Raw genomic sequence first — 15,601 nt, forward strand, 5'->3', positions numbered from 1 at the left:
TCCTCTCTTACGGAGCCGTATAATGGCACTGAAGCTCTCTCGGCCCTCCCGCCGATGCACATGAAGCTCTCGCTCAAGCTTGTTTCCTTGGGCCTGGTTGCACTGGTCGTTCTGCCGGTCGCAGTGGGCAGCGTCTACGAGGTACTGTCTCGGCATTGGACCAAGGCAAAATACCCGCCTCCGGGCAGACTGATTGACGTGGGAGGACGGAATATCCACCTCGATTGCCGTGGCCAAGGATCGCCGACCGTCATTCTTGAGGCGGGATTGGACCATTATGGGACGCTTTCGTGGGCAAAGGTACATGACAGCGTCGCACGCCTTACTCGCGCTTGTGCCTATGATCGCGCCGGAATTATGTGGAGCGAGCCGAAGGCCACGCCGCAGCACGCCGATGCCGTGGCAGAGGATCTTCGGGCTGTCCTGACCGCGGCAGGAGAGAAGGGACCTTTAATTCTGGTCGGCCATTCGATCGGTGGGCCTTACAGCATGGCCTACACCCGGAAATTTGGTGACGAAGTCGCGGGCCTGGTGTTCGTCGACGCCTCGCATCCGGATCAGGTCGCTCGGTTCGCGGAGGTTGCGAACACACCGCCGGACTACATCAACGAGGCTATGCAGATCGCGTCGAGCCTTGCGTGGACAGGGATTATCCGCCTCATGGCGACGGCTGACGACGCACATGATGTCCCGGTACGCGTCACGGAGAAGGCCAACGCCTTTGTCAGCACATCGCTGGCGGCCGTGGTGTCCGAGAATATGAATGTCGATCAGACGCTGGAGGAGGCCGGCGGCCTCCGCACTTTGGGTGACCGCCCCTTGGTCGTGCTCACGGCAATGGCACCGCTCGGCAAAGACGCTGTAAATGCAGAGAAAATGTCTCGGCAGGAGGACACGCGTCGTCGTGACGTTTGGAGGAAGCTGCATGAGGACGAAGCCTCCTGGTCAACGCGCAGCCGGCACCAGCTTCTGGCTGATTCCGGACACTATATCCAGTTCACTCGGCCTGACGCGGTCATTGCCGCCATTCTCGAGGTCGTGGATCACGTGCGGTTTGAAAACACCGGCGTGGGCGATTTGCGCCGACGGCAAAGTGCTTTGTCGGCGTCACCTGCTTTTAACAAATAATGGAATAGAACGACATGTCTCCTAAATACCTTCCACTTGTTGCCCTGCTGGCATCCTGGCCACACGTAGCGGCCGCCGCTGACGAATTTCCAAAGCGTCAGTCGGGTTTGTGGGTATTCGACTCTCCGGATAATCGCTTGGTAAAGGGGAGTTTGTGCGTCGATGACACTCGCACCAACTTCGTGGAGACGGATATCTGGTCGAATTTTGCGCAGGAGTGTGTTGTGTCCAATAATGTGGGCAGCCTCGGGCCTCAGAAAATTGAGGCGAACTGCCAATCGTCGATGACTGGCAAGGTAAAACTCACCGTCACCTATGACGGGGATTTCAAATCCCGTTACCACTTTGTTTCGGTCAGTTTGTTTGAGGGGATGGGCGGAAAAGACGACCAACTGACTTCGACGGTCGAAGCCGTGTATCAAGGACAATGCCCGGACGGCATGAAGCCAGGCATGCGAAGACCCGGCACCTGACGATCTCTTGAAGCCGGCACGATCTCCGGGATGTTTCTTAAAAATGTGAATGACCCATGACATATTCCATCAGCTTCCGCGAGCGCATTATCCTCTATGCCCTTCTAACCTCGTTGACCTCAATCAGCATCGATGCGCTCCTGCCGGCATTACGCCAGATCGGAGAAGAGGTCGGTGTCGCGCCGCCGCTATCCACGCAGCACATCATATCACTCTTTATCTTCGGCATGGCATTCGGGGAATTGTTGGTGGGGCCGTTGTCCGACGCGATAGGGCGCAAGAAAGCGCTCGTGCTCGGTGTTTGCCTCTACGCGGTCGGAACCATCACGGCGATGCTGGCCGGATCGCTCGAAATAGTCATCATTGGCCGGTTCCTTCAAGGCGTAGGAGCGTCGGGCCCCAAGATCGCAACACGGGCCATGATCCGCGATCAATTCGACGGCGATGCGATGGCGCGCGTCATGTCCTTCATGTTCACGCTCTTCATTCTCGTGCCGATGCTGGCTCCAGCCATGGGTCAGGGCATGATCTCGTTTGGCGGGTGGCGCAGCGTCTTCGGAATTTGTCTTGCGATTGCGCTCCTGCTTGGTATCTGGCTGGTGATGCGACACCCGGAAACATTGCCAGTCCCTAAACGCATACCGCTCCAGCCGACACTGTTGGTTCGGAATGGCGGGCGGATCCTGTCAAAGCGCCGTGTGACCTTACTGATCATCGCAACCGGGATCGTGTTCGGCGCGCAGCTCCTCTATCTCAGCACGGCGGCGGATTTGTTCTTCGACGCCTATGGGATCAAGGAAACATTCCCATTCTACTTTGCTGTCCTGGCCACAGGAATAGGCTTGGCATCGTACCTTAATGCAAGGTTCGTACAGAAATTCGGCATGGATGCTATGGCGCGCGCCGCCTTCATCGGGCTTGCATCCGTTGGTCTCTTTATGCTGCTCGCCTCGATGCTCTGGGGCGGCCGTCTGCCTCTTGTCGCCTTAATGCTGTTCGGGTTTTCCGCATTCTTTGCCGTTGGGATATTGTTCGGCAATCTCAACGCGATGGCGATGCGCTCTCTTGGCCAGGTTGCCGGCCTGGGCGCTTCCCTGATCGCGTCGGGATCGAGTTTCGTTGCGACCCTGTACGCCATCGGCATAGGAAGTTTCTATGACGGAACGGCCATAAATCTGGCAGTCGGTTTCTTTGTCGCAGGTGTCAGCGCCCTGGTTCTGGCGGAACTCGCAGGGGATGACGCCTCGCCGGTCGAAGCCGCTCGTTAAGCAGAAGCCAAGACAGGAATTCATGAAAGCCGAACAAACGTCAATTCGCCCGGCTTTGCGTAGCGGCTTTAAATCACCTGGCCGACATCGATACGATTCCCGTCCGGGTCCTCGAATACAAATGCTCGCAGGCCGTAATCCTTGTCCTGAAGGCTTTTGATGATCCTTGCGCCGTGTCGCTTGCAAACAGCATGGAGGGCATCAATGTCATCCACCACCAGGTGGGCAACATTGAAATCCGCAGCTTTGTGACCGGCTGCAAGGTCAGATGTAGCTCACCCTGATCGCGCTTCAGGATCATGAAGCCGACAGGATTACCGTTCTCGAAAATCTTCTGGAAGCCGAGAACCTGGGTATAAAAACTATGGGACTTACTCATGTCCCTTACGGGGAGCGTGGCGGCAATTCGTCCAAAACGGACGCCGTGACTGGCGATATCGTGCATCGCAGAGCCTCTGATTGCAAAGCCGCGATCTCATCTCCAGACGGTGCTGGTCGATGTGGTGCGCTTTGTTGTTTGAATCAGCAGGACGGTGCCTACGAGGTCTGTTTAACCTGTCTCGGTCCCTCGGGGAATAGGGATTTTGTCGCTGAACTCCGAAGACTGTCGTAAGATCAGGATTTCGGCCTCGGTCATGTAAATTAAACTGCGATGCGATTTCCTTCGCTATCGGTAATTCCAGCGACAACCACTTCCGCTGCCCGGCGTCTATGGCAATAGGCAAGTGGTGAAGGACGACAAGGTTATCGGCAGTTGGAGGGATGTATTACGAAAAGTGAATGTCGCCTCCACCGCAAGAGCCTGCAGCATCGATTTGCTGATCGCCGATCTGCCGAGGGACTGCGTGACGACCTCGATCCAACGGATCACACGCGGCTCATGAAAGCTCTCAGAAGTGCCAGACCCTCTGGCCAATCGCCAAGTTGGCTTTGGTCGTTGATATGGCCAGCCGCGCCGACCACCTTTAAATCGCCGCCCCATTGCTCTGCCCGCATCTTGACATAAGGCAGTGAACCGTAGGGATCATTGGTGCTTGCCACGATAAGAGAGGGAAATCGGAATTTAGCCTCAGGCGCGCCTGCAAAGCTTATCGCCTGTGGGGGAAAAGCCGGAGATGCCGGGTCAGGCACGGCAACCAACATCGCCCCTCTGATTTGCAGATCGGAAACTTGATGCCAATGGGCGACGAGCAGGCAGGCCAGGCTATGGGCAACCAGAATGGGCGACGTTTGCGCGGCACGCACGGCTACCTCCAACGCCACGATCCAGTTGGAAAGATCTGGGTCATCCCAACTTGTCGGGGCAAAACGGCTTATGGAGGATTCGGCGTCCTCCCAAAGTGTATGCCAGTGGAGCTTGCCGGAATTGCCGATACCCGGCAAATGAATGATTTCTGTCATACTGCGCCTCTTCGTTGTTCGCCGCCATGATGGGCATTTACGAGAACGAGAAAAATAGGCATTCATCGGAAAAGAACTCCGAAACCCGATAGATTCAAGGTCATGACAAAGCATTTCGACGCCCGTACCGAACTCGATCCAACAGACATTTCCATGATCGAAATATTGCAGGACGACGGGCGCATCAGCGTTTCTGAACTTGGAAGAAGGGTCGGCCTCTCTCAGCCGGCCACGTCCGAACAGCCTGAAACGGCTTGAAGAACGCGGCATCATCAACGGCTACAGGGCTGTCATCGATCCTGCTTCTGTAGGTCTTGGAATGATGGCGATCGTCCGCCTGCGCACCACACACGAACACATCAAAACTTGTCTGAAGCAGTTTTCCGAGATGCCGCAGGTCATTGAGGTCCTGAGGCTGACAGGAGAGGACTGCTTCCATCTGAAAGTGATCGTGCCCACACCAGCCGAGCTGGAAGGCACTGTCGATGCGGTTGCTCGCTATGGTTCGGTCACTACGGCGATCGTTCTGCGCAGCGAGCCGGTCAAGCGTATTGGACGTGAGCTACTGAAAGGCTAGGTGTCCAAGACCTGGAATTCTGCTCCAGGTAGACGGTCAGCCGGGTCGAAGTTCTTGAATCCAGGCATGTCCTGGATGCAGTGCCTCCAACCATCGATGAAGGGCGGATCTCTCTGTGGATTCCAAGCGAGGTAAAGCATTGCGGAAGTCCTGATCATCTTTCTCGCGGGCGTGCCTGGCTTTGAAGAGCAGGACGATGTGTGGCGCGAGATACCGGATGCCGCCGGCTGTCGCGCGTATGGCTTTGGCTCTGGGAAGGGTCAAAGATGGATCGCGTTTGTAGACCCACATGTCCAGCGATCCCCGATCGACCATCATGTCGACGCGCCAACGCCCGGCACCGATATCCGCACCCCAGAGCTGCCAAACATCCTCGGGCAGTGGTTCTACCCGGGGGAGATGATCGAGTTTGCCATCCCTCGCTGTAAAGAACTCCAGATCCGACAGGACGCTGCGATAGCCTTGGGCCTGGCATGCAGGCACCGAAAACTCAAGGTCTTCATGTGCGCGGGTCTGCTCGCCGTGCCAAAGATCCAGGGCCCAGCCGCCTACAATATACCAGTCGGTGTCAGCACGGCCGAGACGAGCGACCAACTCCTCCGGGGACCATGCTTCCCAAGCGTCATCTGGTGGTGGCTGCATTGAAGCGTTTCTCCTGATGGGACAAGAACGTCTGATACGTCAACTGACCCCCGATGTTCAACGGCGGCTCGCGGCGGTACTGCTCTGGTTTGCGATTACCGATCAGTTTTTCAAGGGTTCCCGGAACATCTGCATCAGTCACCTTCGGCCGCGGCAATACCTGGCAGGGCTGATCGATACTTTGATCGGTTACTGGGTCGTCGGCATTCCCGCGATGTTCGCCTTCGGATACGGAGCCGGATGGGGAAGTTACGGCGTATGGTTCGGGGTATGCATTGGCTTTGCGGTGACGAGCGTTCTGCTTTGGCTGCGTTTCGTTTCTGAACTCCGCAATGCCTCCGAACCGGGACAGGTGCCGGCGGTCTCCATCTAATCGCCTACCGTTGATCCAGCGCCTCACAAATCCATTAAAACATGTTTAATCAATGAAGTCACAAACTGGCCGACCTACTACCCATCCTCCATGAAGGTCGACGAGATCGTCAGTGAGATGAAGGCGCACTGATCGCACCATTGACGACAGATCAGGGACAGGCGCTGGGTCCATCCGGCGCTTGTTCTTGTTGCTGTCTGTGAATTGGTGTTTCGTGCCGCGGCTGGCATGAGCTGCTCGAACTTCAGCGCACATTCCGCCATGGCCTGCTATTCCAATGGCTAGTTTCACACCTCGATAGGTCGGGGTCGCGGAGTGCAGGATTGAACAACGGGTCGGCGGTGCGGATCCATTCAAGGCAAGGCGCTCATTTCGGTGGTTAGCGGCCCGATCACTCAAGTTGCATGTTTTCATCCGGATCTGAGCACTGTCCTCTACCGCGCAAACTATTTCATAAACAGCAATAAACTCAAAATTATTCCTGCAATTGTGAGCGGAGACATCTGGCGGCAATATCAACCTGTCAGACGAACACAGCGTCGCCTGAAGTTTCAATAACGAAATCGCAGGACGCGAAATGACCCAGAACATCCCTCCAATGACACGCAGAGGCGTGCTGCTTTCCGCAGGCGCTGCCGCAGCGGCTGTCGCAATTCCTCCCGCTTTTAGTTTTGCGGCGAAGGCTGCATCCGCCGCCAACCCAATCGAAGGAAACAAGACCATGGCCTATGTAACCACCAAAGACGGCGTCGAAATCTTCTACAAGGACTGGGGCCCGAAGGATGCCCAGCCGATCATGTTCCACCATGGGTGGCCGCTCTCGTCCGATGACTGGGATGCGCAGATGCTGTTCTTCGTTTCCAAGGGTTTTCGCGTCGTCGCCCATGACCGCCGTGGCCATGGCCGTTCCGCCCAGGTTGCCGACGGTCACGACATGGATCACTACGCCGCCGACGCCTTTGCCGTCGTCGAAGCTCTCGACCTGAAGAATGCCGTCCATATTGGCCATTCCACCGGCGGTGGCGAAGTCGCCCGTTATGTCGCAAAACATGGCGAACCCGCCGGCCGTGTCGCCAAGGCGGTTCTCGTTTCCGCCGTGCCGCCGCTGATGCTCAAGACCGAGGCCAATCCGGAAGGCTTGCCGATGGAGGTTTTTGACGGCTTCCGCTCGTCGCTCGCCGCAAACCGTGCGCAGTTCTTCAGCGATGTGCCGGCCGGCCCCTTCTATGGCTTCAACCGCGATGGTGCGACCGTTCATGAAGGCGTTATCCAGAACTGGTGGCGTCAGGGCATGATGGGCGGCGCAAAGGCCCATTACGACGGCATCAAGGCCTTTTCGGAAACCGACCAGACCGAAGACCTGAAGAATATCAGCGTCCCGACACTGGTGCTGCATGGCGAAGACGACCAGATCGTGCCGATTGCCGACTCCGCCCTGAAATCGGTGAAGCTGTTGAAAAACGGCACGCTGAAGACCTATCCCGGCTTCTCACACGGCATGTTGACCGTGAATGCCGATGTGCTGAACGCCGATCTGCTGGCCTTCATCAAGGGGTGATCGACGCTGGCGGCGGGTGCGGCCTCCCACGCGTCCGCCGTCTTTCAAATTGCTAATCCACACGCGCGGATCGCGCTGCCTCACATTAGGAAACCATCATGACGAACACGAAGAAAATCGCAAACCTCGGCGTCGCCTGGGAGCAAGCTTTCGGCTACGCACAGGCCGTTCAGGTCAAGGATACAATTTATATCTCCGGACAGTTGAGCCACGACGGCGATGGCAACCTCGTCGCGCCAGCTATTCTCGATGATAAAGGCCGGCCCGTCGATTTCACGCAAATGGAAGAGCAGATCCGTCACACATATGTCAATGCCAAGAAGCTGCTCGCCGAGTTCGGCGCCACTCTTGATGACGTCGTCGAAGAGACGCTTTTTGTTCTCGACATTCCGAGCGCATTTGCAGCCGGATCAAAGGTTCGCAAGGAGATGTACGGCACAGACACGCCGCCGGTTGCAAGCAACCTGATCGGAGTGAGCGCGCTGGCCTTCCCGGAGCAAATCGTCGAGATCACCTTCCGCGCCATCGTCGACGTGCCGACCGCCTCATAAAGCAACAGCCACGCCAACAGCCGCCGAAGCGTTTTCGCACTGGTTGCCGTCTTGCCAGAACAGGTTTCGGAATGCCGAGAACATCCTCCCACAACATGAGATCGCCAGCGGCTTTGCATCTGACTCCAGAACTGGTTGCCAGGACCCTCAGGTTCGTCGCAGAGGAAGGTCCGGAGCCAAATTGGACGCCAATCTCGCCCCAGCAGCTCGACCACCTTGTCGCTCGAGTGGAGGAGGGGTCTTGCGAAGAGGAAATCTGGGTATTTGCCTATGGTTCATTGATGTGGAACCCCGGATTTGAGGAGGCGGCGAAAGAAGATGCCGTCGCGTATGGATGGCATCGTGCTTTTTCGCTGAGGATCGAACGGCTCCGTGCCACCTCTGATGCGCCGGGTCTGATGCTTGCACTTGAGCCGGGCGGTAGTTGCTCTGGCCTGATCCTCAAACTTCCTTGCGCAACGAAGAGGCAAGATCTTCGCAAGCTTCTGGCGCGGGAAATCCTATACGCCGAAGTGTGCGACATGGTGCGGTGGGTCACGGTCAAGACATCTACTGGCACACGCCGCGCCTTGACGTTCTGGGCGAGCCCCAAACGGTCTCTCCTTACGGAAAAAGTGCCTCTCGATGAGGCCGCCGGACTGATTGCGCAGGCATGCGGACCGGCGGGATCCTGCGCGGAATATCTGCATCGCACGGTCCTTGATTTGGCGAGACGCCAGATCTTCGACCGCAACCTTTGGCAGTTGCAAAAACTCGTTGCGGAAAGGCTTGAGGCTCGTCCGCCACCCGTCAATCCAGCATGACCATATGTGCCGCCACCTGTTCCTCGAAGAATTTCGAGAAGGAGGCGATACGCGGCGGCAGAGCCTGGTAAGGCGGGTAGTAGAGGGTCAGCCATAGATCCGGCGGCGCCCATCCGTTGAAGACATGCACGAGTCGTCCGCTGCGGATGTGGTCGGCGATGTTGAACCCCGGAAGCAGAGCGACACCTGCCCCATCTGCCGCCATATCGGCAAGAACCTCACCGCTGTTGGCGCTGAACGCACGGCCGGCCGAGATCGTGATGCTGGACCCGCCATCCGACAGGACCCAGTTTTCCCGCCGGCTTTCCCCACTATAGGCCAGGCAGTCGTCGGGGTTCAACTCGTTCGGATGCTGCATGTCGACGAAGCGAGTTCCAGGTGCGGCTACCAGAATGCGCGGAACCACACGGATCTTGCGCCAGATGGTAAACTTGTCGGAAGGCTGCGACGAGATGCGGATCGCCAGATCGTAGTCGTCGTCCACGATGTTCACCAGGCCGTCAGACAAGGAGATTTCGAAGCTCATCTTCGGATATTTTTCCTTGAAGCCAGACAGGATCGGCGGCAGCACGGCCTTGCCGAACCATGTGGGAGCGCTGATGCGCAGCCTTCCTTGGTCCGCCTTATGGGCATTCATCACATCGCGGCGCGCATCCTCGAGCGTCTTCACCGCAGGCTGTATCTGGGCAGCGAAGATGGCGCCATCTGTTGTCAAGGAAACCTGACGCGTCGTCCGCACAAACAGCTGAACACCGAGCTCGGCCTCCAGCGCCGCTATGGCTCGGGTGACGGCTGCCGGCGTCATATCAAGTTCGCGTGCTACCTGGGCGAAATTCCGCTTCTCGGCGGCGAGGAGAAAGGTGCGAAGGGCTTTGTAGTCGTTCATATCATTGTTTCACTTTTTGCAATTCTGTCGAGAGAAATATTGCAATTCCTCTCGGTGATCAACGGGCCTGCATTCAGTCCACACAACAAACCTGTGCTGACGGAAAGGCATTGACATCTTTCGCCATCGCCGGCCGCGGTCGCGATGATCCAGGCGGCTGGAACCCTGCCGATCTTCTTGCTGGCCATTCCTGCGGGCGTTCTCACCGACATCCTTGATCGCCGCAAGTTCCTGATCGCCGTCCAACTCCTGCTGGCATCCGTCAGCATCTCACTTATGTCCTGTCCCAGACGGGCATGCTGTCGATCAGCGCGCTGATCGGCCTGACTTTTCTCGGAGGCATCGGCGCGGCGCTGATGGGGCCGACCTGGCAGGCAATTGTTCCCGAACTGGTCAAGCGTGAGGATGTGAAGAGCGCCGTGGCGCTGGACTCGCTCGGCACCAATATCGCCCGATCCATAGGCCGGCCGCAGGTGGTCTGCTTCTTGCCACCTTCGGAGCAAGGATTACCTATGGCGCCGATGTCGCAAGTTACTTCGTCGTCATCGCGGCGCTCATCTGCTGGCCGCGTGCAAAGAACGCCAACGACGCGTTGCAGGAAAACTCCTTCGGTGCGTTCCGTGCAGGCCTTCGTTACACCCTCTCGAACAAGCCGCTGCATGTGGTGCTTCTGCGTGCTGCCATTTTCTTCGCCTTCGCCAGCGCCGTCTGGGCGCTCCTCCCGCTCGTCGCTCGTCAGTTGCTCGGCGGTGATGCAAGCTTCTATGGTATCCTGCTTGGTGCAGTCGGCGCCGGTGCGATCGGTGGCGCGTTGATCATGCCGAAGCTGCGCGAACGTCTGAGCTCGGACGGTCTGCTTCTCGGTGCCGCGCTGATCACCGCTTCCGTCATGGATGTCTTGTCACTCGCCCCGCCGAAGATCGTTGCCATCATCGTTCTTCTGTTTCTCGGGGGCACATGGATCACCGCCCTGACCACACTCGACGGTGCGGCCCAGAGTGTCCTTCCGAACTGGGTTCGCGGTCGCGGCCCCAACACCTCCAATGCTTACTTGCGACGATTGCCATGAGATCGGTACCGGGACGCCGCGAAGACCCTGTCAATAATAAGCAACGACGATCGGGACAAGTGGCTCATGAAGAGGATCCGAAGAATTGAGAAGGCAGGTGAAAACATGAATGCAGATCGACTGTTTACCCAAAGTGAATTGCACGGAAAATCGGCCGATCCGTTCATCCAGGACGGCGGGCATTCATTGATGGCGAGGCGGTGGTACTGAATGAGGAAGGCCGCCCGGACTTTGGAGGGCTGCAGCGCTGGCTCGGCAGAAGAGGGGGCAAGCGCGTTTCGACGGAGTCCGTTCTCTTCGCCTTTGACCTTCTCTATTTTGACGCCCACGATTGGCCCCGGACCGAACTGTCAGTTCGCCGTCATCTCTTGACAGACTTGCTGGAGGGCGCCGTCGGTGCGATCCAGTTGTCCGAAGAGATAGAGGGAGACGACGCTGAGCTATTGGCCAACGCCTGCTCGATCGGCATGAGAGGTATCATCGCCAAACATCGAGATAGCCCCTACCGCCCTGGTCGGACCGGCGACTGGCTGAAGATCAAGTGCGTGCAGAGCAAGAGTTTCATGATCGTCGGCTACGAGCAGTCGGCGGTTGCCCACGGTGGGATTGGCAGCCTCCTGCTGGCGGCTCGCCGGGACCACGATTGGGTCTATGTCGGCGCCGTCGGCACGGGCTTCAAGGAAAAGGATGCAGCTTACCTGAAGAAGACGCTCGACAGACTGAAGACACGGACACCAGCCGTGCCGCTTAAAGGCAAGAACTACGTTTACGCGCAGCCGACCTTGATCGCGGAAATTGAATTCCGCGGCTGGACCGACCACGGCAATTTGCGACACGTATCTTACAAAGGGTTGCGCGAGATCCAGGACAATGCCGCTGTTTATGACCTCAACTGAGCAAAGGATTTCAGTGCGTCGGCGAGGTCTTAAATTTTTTCGGCTGGTGCTCTTGAATCCTAAATTCTCAAAAACCAAATCGATTGCCGCCAACCGCTGATAAAGGGCTGGCCTTGCTGGGAGCGCCGCCTTTCGGCGCTTCCGTACCCATGTTGCTTCAAGGAGGATATGGCTATGGCAACATCTTACGACTACGCACCTCTCTTCCGCTCGAGCGTCGGCTTCGACCGGGTGTTCAATCTTCTCGAAAACGCTCAGCGCGCCCGTTCGATCAGCGACTGGCCGCCCTATGACATCGTCAAGATCGGTGATGATAGCTACCGGATTTCGATTGCGGTCGCAGGTTTTGCCCAGGATGATCTCGACATCACCTTCCAGTCCAATCTGCTGACGGTCACTGGCAAGAAGCAGGAGACGGCATCCGAAGGTTATCTGCATCGCGGCATTGCCGGCCGTCCGTTCGAACACCGGTTCGAGCTTGCCGACCATGTCAGGGTGAATGGTGCCCATTTGAACAATGGTCTTCTGTCGATCAATCTCGTTCGTGAGATCCCCGAGGCCTTGAAGCCGCGGAAGATCGACATCCAGGCCCAGCCGGCCCTCGTGCAGTCGACCGCCCCGGTGCAGATCGAAGCGCAAAAGGCTGCCTGACCGAAACTTCAGAGAAGGGGCGTCGCGCGCAGCGGCGCCCGTTAACATCACGGGTTGGGAAGGAGAGAGACAATGAAACCCGATATGTTCAGACAACCAGTTACCATCCTTGTCGGCCTTGGCTTCCCGGCTGAGGTCCGGAGCGTCATGGATGCCTACCGGCATCTTGCCGAATGGCCAGCATCGTTGCGTGACACGGCACACTTGATCGCGCTGAAGGCCTGTAGTGCGGCACTGCGTGGCGAGATCGAAGCGGAGACCGCGCGCGGCCTATTCGCCGCTTTCGCTGAAAAGCATGATCTGCTGGCGCCGGAGAATGATGCCATCGCGGCATCGCACCTTCGGCGGGACAAAGATCCACACGTTCGATAGAAAGGCCGACATGCACGAGATGTTACAGCAGGCCGTGAGCAATGCCGAGGCGATGGGGCCGGCGGTCCTGCTTCAGGGCATGCAGATTGAGCGGCCGATCGATGTCGTAAAAGCGACTGCTCTCACCGCACACGACAAGCGGACCATCCTGGCTGCATGGGCCTCGGATTTCTACGCGGTCGATTCGAAGCCGTTGTTCCGCCATATTCCCGGAACACCGGAGTCGGTTTCCCTCGATGAGGTTCAGGCTGCCCTCCAAGAACTTGATCGACGCTACGGCTTCTGATCTCTGGCTTCTCAGGCAGCCTGTTTCATCGACTTCGCCAGCCGCTTGATGGCCTGCTCCAACGAACGCTGGCCATCGCAATAATCCCGCCAGGCGCTCGTATTTTGGAGGAGTGCCGGTACTGTGCGGTGAAGCGTTTCGGATCAAGATCGGCCTTCACCTGGGTCCGGGGAAGCCTCGTGATAAAAACAACTAATGCAGCTCGTTCGGTTTTGGTGCACTCGGAGTTGGGGCTACTTCTGGCGGATTTTGTCGTCTGCCTGGAGTCCAATATCCGATACGCTGTTCCGCCCGGATTTCGTCTCAATTCTCCCCTTAAGGTTGTTGATGTCCTTTTGGGACGTTCCCCACTCCGCGTCAAAAAACCATGTGTCGCCCTGCAACTCTGGATCGATGGCAGGTACAGCTTTCAGTCCAGCATCAATCTTTCCAATCGTTGTACCATCGGTAAATTCAACCCAAAACGAATTCATTCTTTCCTCCTGAAGATGAAAAATGCTTGCGGATACGGTCGAATGTCCGACCGGCCAAATAACGGTGACATACAATTTAAACGAGATCAATTATAAGTAGTAACCCGTGGTTAGATGGGTTCAGACAAGAGCAGTCCGGAGTCGTACGATAGGGCCGAGAGAAGCATGAACAATGCCGTAGCTCAGAGCCTGCGGGGGGCGGCTCGCGATCCACGATTGGCCTTCTTCGTAGGGGGGGACATTGCTGATTGCCGTTTATGGTCAATGGTCGGCGACATTGTTCCCGCCGGGTGCAGATCAGCCAAAGTGGCCGTTGCGGCAACCGCCAGGCCGCCAGAGGCATGAAGAATCCGATCCTCCAGCGAGACAGATTGGAAGGTGTGCCAGTCGGATTCTGCTTCGGGCCGATGCAGGCTGAAAACTTCGGCCGTGATCCCGAACTCGAAGGTGCGCAGACCACCATAAACCAGACTGACGACACGCCTGTTTGCAGGAAAGCGGGGTTTCTCAATACTTGGCATGGATGTTGTCGAGGAAGCAGGGGTGTTTATACTCCAGCAGAGGATAATATCTCATGACGGCTGCGATATGCCCGGTTCTGGCTGCTCTCTTTGTCGCTGAGGTAATCGGCTGGGTACACGTGTGGGCAGAGGTGGCTCGCGACCAAATGTTCGGCATAGTCGGAAATCGGACGCGGGCGCCCAACCAGGTAACCCTGCACTTGATTGCAGGTTTCTCGGGCAGGACAGACGGCCTTCGCCGCAGGCATACGAAGAGCCAGACAGTGTTGACCCTTCGGACAGATGCCTTAGGATTGTAATTCGATTGTCCGAGGTGTCATTTGAAAACACTTGAACTTGTTTGGTTGATTTGCGGTATTTTGGCTTTGGGAACTTGGCTCTATTCGGATGAATATGGAGCGCATGGCGATTTTGCAGTGATATGCAGTCTTGCGGGCGTCTCAATTTATCTCCTTTTGAGGTCGAAGGAGAAAGTCTATCGGTTGTTTGCCTGTGTTTCGCTCACCGTCATCTCCGCAGCGCTCGGAGTAGCTTTGCTGCGCATGGTGGGGTTGGCGGGGTAAAATTTCTGCCAACCCAATCAGGGGCACCCCTTAGGGCGACCTACTTCTACAGCGATCTCCCCTGCGCGCTGTGGGGCACCATGACAATTCGGGAGGCACGACGAGCACCTTGCAGCCTCGATCCTGGCTGGCGCAATCGCGCATGGCCGAGAATACGCTTACGGCGCTTTCAGGATGACATGCGACAGGCGAGGACCGGAGCGGTGCTGGGTGCGGCGATCCTATGATGTCGCGATAGGCATATTCGATCAGATTCCAATGAGTTCAAGCAGCCCGCTCCAGGGCAGCCCGTCAAACGGATCCCCATGTGCAAACCCGTTGCGAATGCTGGCCAATGTCGTCGGCCCCGGCCAGACGCGGGCTTTTCGCGCCTGTTTCGCAGCGTCGGTTTCAAAGAGCATCGCTTGAACCGAACCACCGTAAAGTCGTGTAAAGGAAAGCTTGTCGTCGGTAAGCCCCCTTAGCTCGAGACCATAGCGGACGGCTCGCCCACGGTTCGGTTCCAGCTCTTGTTGTTGCAACACCTAAAGCAGTCGTGCGCTTGCAGCGTTGCAGACGACCGAATTGCCGGCTCCAATAACATGGCGAGATTTGGCCCCACTCTCTCCATGGAGACCGCCCGACGATACTCACCTGAGGTGCGGTGCGCCCAGCGCGGAGTGTTAAAACAGCGCTCAACTGGGACCTCGGTGCTGCCAAACCAAGGCTCCGTCCGATACTGCACATTGTCTGCTGGCTAAAATCAGCGCTTTCCATCTCCGACAACCATCCGCAGGCTCTCGAACACCCCTGGTGCGAACTGGAACTGTCGCGCCGTCCCGCGGCCCATCGAGTTCTTACCCAGCGTCTCAAGCAGGATGCCCCGCTCAACCAGAAGGTCCATCGTTTCAATAACGCCGCCCCGCGTCATACCGGTGATTGCGATTATATTTGATAGCGTTAGCTTCTCGTGCGCTTGGTGCATCATGTACAGGATGTTCATCATCCCGATCTGTTTGATACGGGACTGCGCCGATTCACCTTCGATCGGCTTTTCCAGAATTTCACGCACTGCGAAGACAGATAAAGCCTGGCTTTGCCATCGGTCGCTCAAATTGCTTGCCATTGGTT

Annotated in this window: 18 protein-coding genes and 4 pseudogenes; 15 read left to right on the forward strand and 7 right to left on the reverse strand. The window is 57.2% G+C overall.

Annotated features, from left to right (window positions below; translation table 11 throughout):
* Positions 1 to 60: 60 nt before the first annotated feature.
* The 3 genes from FY152_23880 to FY152_23890 are packed head-to-tail and all read left to right on the forward strand — an operon-like array spanning position 61 to position 2,869.
* Complete coding sequence (locus FY152_23880) at positions 61 to 1,128, forward strand: alpha/beta hydrolase (GenBank protein UXS35218.1); 1,068 nt, start codon at positions 61 to 63, stop codon at positions 1,126 to 1,128.
* Positions 1,129 to 1,142: 14 nt separating this feature from the next.
* On the forward strand, positions 1,143 to 1,601 hold the full coding sequence (locus tag FY152_23885; protein ID UXS35219.1) for a hypothetical protein: 459 nt from the start codon (positions 1,143 to 1,145) through the stop codon (positions 1,599 to 1,601).
* A 56-nt stretch (positions 1,602 to 1,657) separates the two neighbouring features.
* Positions 1,658 to 2,869, forward strand: coding sequence for a multidrug effflux MFS transporter (locus tag FY152_23890; protein ID UXS35220.1), 1,212 nt, complete (start codon positions 1,658 to 1,660; stop codon positions 2,867 to 2,869).
* A gap of 68 nt (positions 2,870 to 2,937) precedes the next feature.
* Here the strand turns inward: FY152_23890 and FY152_23895 are convergent.
* Together FY152_23895 and FY152_23900 are read right to left on the reverse strand one after the other, a co-directional pair.
* Positions 2,938 to 3,314: pseudogene (locus FY152_23895) on the reverse strand (VOC family protein).
* A gap of 422 nt (positions 3,315 to 3,736) precedes the next feature.
* A complete protein-coding gene (locus FY152_23900) occupies positions 3,737 to 4,270 on the reverse strand; it encodes a serine hydrolase family protein (protein UXS35221.1) in 534 nt (177 codons plus the stop codon).
* Positions 4,271 to 4,372: 102 nt separating this feature from the next.
* Here FY152_23900 and FY152_23905 point away from each other — a divergent pair.
* A pseudogene (locus tag FY152_23905) lies at positions 4,373 to 4,847 on the forward strand (Lrp/AsnC family transcriptional regulator).
* Positions 4,848 to 4,883: 36 nt separating this feature from the next.
* Here the strand turns inward: FY152_23905 and FY152_23910 are convergent.
* Complete coding sequence (locus tag FY152_23910; protein ID UXS35222.1) at positions 4,884 to 5,489, reverse strand: amino acid transporter; 606 nt, start codon at positions 5,487 to 5,489, stop codon at positions 4,884 to 4,886.
* Positions 5,490 to 5,505: 16 nt separating this feature from the next.
* Between FY152_23910 and FY152_23915 the strand changes: the two genes are divergently transcribed.
* The 5 genes from FY152_23915 (at position 5,506) to FY152_23935 (ending at position 8,774) form a co-directional block, all read left to right on the forward strand.
* Entirely contained in the window at positions 5,506 to 5,862 is a 357-nt protein-coding gene (locus FY152_23915; GenBank protein ID UXS35223.1) for a hypothetical protein, read from the forward strand.
* 33 nt (positions 5,863 to 5,895) lie between these two features.
* Positions 5,896 to 5,994 carry a metal-binding protein ZinT gene (locus FY152_23920; GenBank protein ID UXS35491.1) on the forward strand — a complete coding sequence of 33 codons (99 nt, stop codon included), beginning with the start codon at positions 5,896 to 5,898 and terminating at the stop codon, positions 5,992 to 5,994.
* 445 nt (positions 5,995 to 6,439) lie between these two features.
* Positions 6,440 to 7,420 (forward strand): alpha/beta hydrolase, encoded by a 981-nt coding sequence (locus FY152_23925; GenBank protein UXS35224.1) that lies wholly within the window; start codon positions 6,440 to 6,442, stop codon positions 7,418 to 7,420.
* Positions 7,421 to 7,518: 98 nt separating this feature from the next.
* A complete protein-coding gene (locus tag FY152_23930) occupies positions 7,519 to 7,971 on the forward strand; it encodes a RidA family protein (protein UXS35225.1) in 453 nt (150 codons plus the stop codon).
* Positions 7,972 to 8,042: 71 nt separating this feature from the next.
* Positions 8,043 to 8,774, forward strand: coding sequence for a gamma-glutamylcyclotransferase (locus tag FY152_23935; GenBank protein UXS35226.1), 732 nt, complete (start codon positions 8,043 to 8,045; stop codon positions 8,772 to 8,774).
* Here FY152_23935 and FY152_23940 read toward each other — a convergent pair.
* Entirely contained in the window at positions 8,761 to 9,660 is a 900-nt protein-coding gene (locus FY152_23940; protein ID UXS35227.1) for a LysR family transcriptional regulator, read from the reverse strand. The genes FY152_23935 and FY152_23940 overlap by 14 nt on opposite strands.
* A 39-nt stretch (positions 9,661 to 9,699) precedes the next feature.
* Between FY152_23940 and FY152_23945 the strand changes: the two are divergent.
* The 5 genes and pseudogenes from FY152_23945 to FY152_23965 all read left to right on the forward strand — a co-directional run bounded on the left by FY152_23945 (position 9,700) and on the right by FY152_23965 (position 12,934).
* A pseudogene (locus tag FY152_23945) lies at positions 9,700 to 10,690 on the forward strand (MFS transporter).
* Positions 10,691 to 10,908: 218 nt separating this feature from the next.
* Positions 10,909 to 11,625, forward strand: a pseudogene (locus FY152_23950) (ATP-dependent DNA ligase).
* Positions 11,626 to 11,799: 174 nt separating this feature from the next.
* Entirely contained in the window at positions 11,800 to 12,276 is a 477-nt protein-coding gene (locus FY152_23955) for an Hsp20 family protein (protein UXS35228.1), read from the forward strand.
* A 72-nt stretch (positions 12,277 to 12,348) separates the two neighbouring features.
* Positions 12,349 to 12,648, forward strand: coding sequence for a DUF982 domain-containing protein (locus tag FY152_23960; protein UXS35229.1), 300 nt, complete (start codon positions 12,349 to 12,351; stop codon positions 12,646 to 12,648).
* Between the two features lie 10 nt (positions 12,649 to 12,658).
* A complete protein-coding gene (locus FY152_23965; protein UXS35230.1) occupies positions 12,659 to 12,934 on the forward strand; it encodes a hypothetical protein in 276 nt (91 codons plus the stop codon).
* A gap of 233 nt (positions 12,935 to 13,167) precedes the next feature.
* On the opposite strand, the gene FY152_23970 is transcribed toward FY152_23965, so the two are convergent.
* The gene (locus tag FY152_23970) at positions 13,168 to 13,407 is read right to left on the reverse strand and encodes a hypothetical protein (GenBank protein UXS35231.1); all 240 of its coding nucleotides are present in this window, start codon (positions 13,405 to 13,407) and stop codon (positions 13,168 to 13,170) included.
* 182 nt (positions 13,408 to 13,589) lie between these two features.
* Entirely contained in the window at positions 13,590 to 13,928 is a 339-nt protein-coding gene (locus FY152_23975) for a hypothetical protein (GenBank protein ID UXS35232.1), read from the reverse strand.
* A 320-nt stretch (positions 13,929 to 14,248) separates the two neighbouring features.
* On the opposite strand from FY152_23975, the gene FY152_23980 reads away from it, so the two are divergent.
* A complete protein-coding gene (locus tag FY152_23980) occupies positions 14,249 to 14,491 on the forward strand; it encodes a hypothetical protein (protein UXS35233.1) in 243 nt (80 codons plus the stop codon).
* Between the two features lie 742 nt (positions 14,492 to 15,233).
* On the opposite strand, the gene FY152_23985 is transcribed toward FY152_23980, so the two are convergent.
* Positions 15,234 to 15,596: a transcriptional regulator gene (locus tag FY152_23985; GenBank protein UXS35234.1), complete on the reverse strand. Its 363-nt coding sequence runs from the start codon at positions 15,594 to 15,596 to the stop codon at positions 15,234 to 15,236.
* Positions 15,597 to 15,601 lie beyond the last annotated feature (5 nt).

Source organism: Agrobacterium tumefaciens (assembly GCA_025560025.1).
Taxonomy (GTDB): domain Bacteria; phylum Pseudomonadota; class Alphaproteobacteria; order Rhizobiales; family Rhizobiaceae; genus Agrobacterium.

Bases quoted from the DNA above. Each gene is read 5' to 3' on its own strand.
- FY152_23885 (UXS35219.1), top strand. From the start codon at position 1,143: ATGTCTCCTAAATACCTTCCACTTGTTGCCCTGCTGGCATCCTGGCCA.
- FY152_23930 (UXS35225.1), top strand. From the start codon at position 7,519: ATGACGAACACGAAGAAAATCGCAAACCTCGGCGTCGCCTGGGAGCAA.
- FY152_23970 (UXS35231.1), bottom strand. From the start codon at position 13,407: ATGAATTCGTTTTGGGTTGAATTTACCGATGGTACAACGATTGGAAAG.
- FY152_23890 (UXS35220.1), top strand. From the start codon at position 1,658: ATGACATATTCCATCAGCTTCCGCGAGCGCATTATCCTCTATGCCCTT.
- FY152_23915 (UXS35223.1), top strand. From the start codon at position 5,506: ATGGGACAAGAACGTCTGATACGTCAACTGACCCCCGATGTTCAACGG.
- FY152_23900 (UXS35221.1), bottom strand. From the start codon at position 4,270: ATGACAGAAATCATTCATTTGCCGGGTATCGGCAATTCCGGCAAGCTC.
- FY152_23975 (UXS35232.1), bottom strand. From the start codon at position 13,928: ATGCCAAGTATTGAGAAACCCCGCTTTCCTGCAAACAGGCGTGTCGTC.
- FY152_23935 (UXS35226.1), top strand. From the start codon at position 8,043: ATGCCGAGAACATCCTCCCACAACATGAGATCGCCAGCGGCTTTGCAT.
- FY152_23985 (UXS35234.1), bottom strand. From the start codon at position 15,596: ATGGCAAGCAATTTGAGCGACCGATGGCAAAGCCAGGCTTTATCTGTC.
- FY152_23965 (UXS35230.1), top strand. From the start codon at position 12,659: ATGCACGAGATGTTACAGCAGGCCGTGAGCAATGCCGAGGCGATGGGG.
- FY152_23910 (UXS35222.1), bottom strand. From the start codon at position 5,489: ATGCAGCCACCACCAGATGACGCTTGGGAAGCATGGTCCCCGGAGGAG.
- FY152_23955 (UXS35228.1), top strand. From the start codon at position 11,800: ATGGCAACATCTTACGACTACGCACCTCTCTTCCGCTCGAGCGTCGGC.
- FY152_23880 (UXS35218.1), top strand. From the start codon at position 61: ATGAAGCTCTCGCTCAAGCTTGTTTCCTTGGGCCTGGTTGCACTGGTC.
- FY152_23940 (UXS35227.1), bottom strand. From the start codon at position 9,660: ATGAACGACTACAAAGCCCTTCGCACCTTTCTCCTCGCCGCCGAGAAG.
- FY152_23925 (UXS35224.1), top strand. From the start codon at position 6,440: ATGACCCAGAACATCCCTCCAATGACACGCAGAGGCGTGCTGCTTTCC.
- FY152_23960 (UXS35229.1), top strand. From the start codon at position 12,349: ATGAAACCCGATATGTTCAGACAACCAGTTACCATCCTTGTCGGCCTT.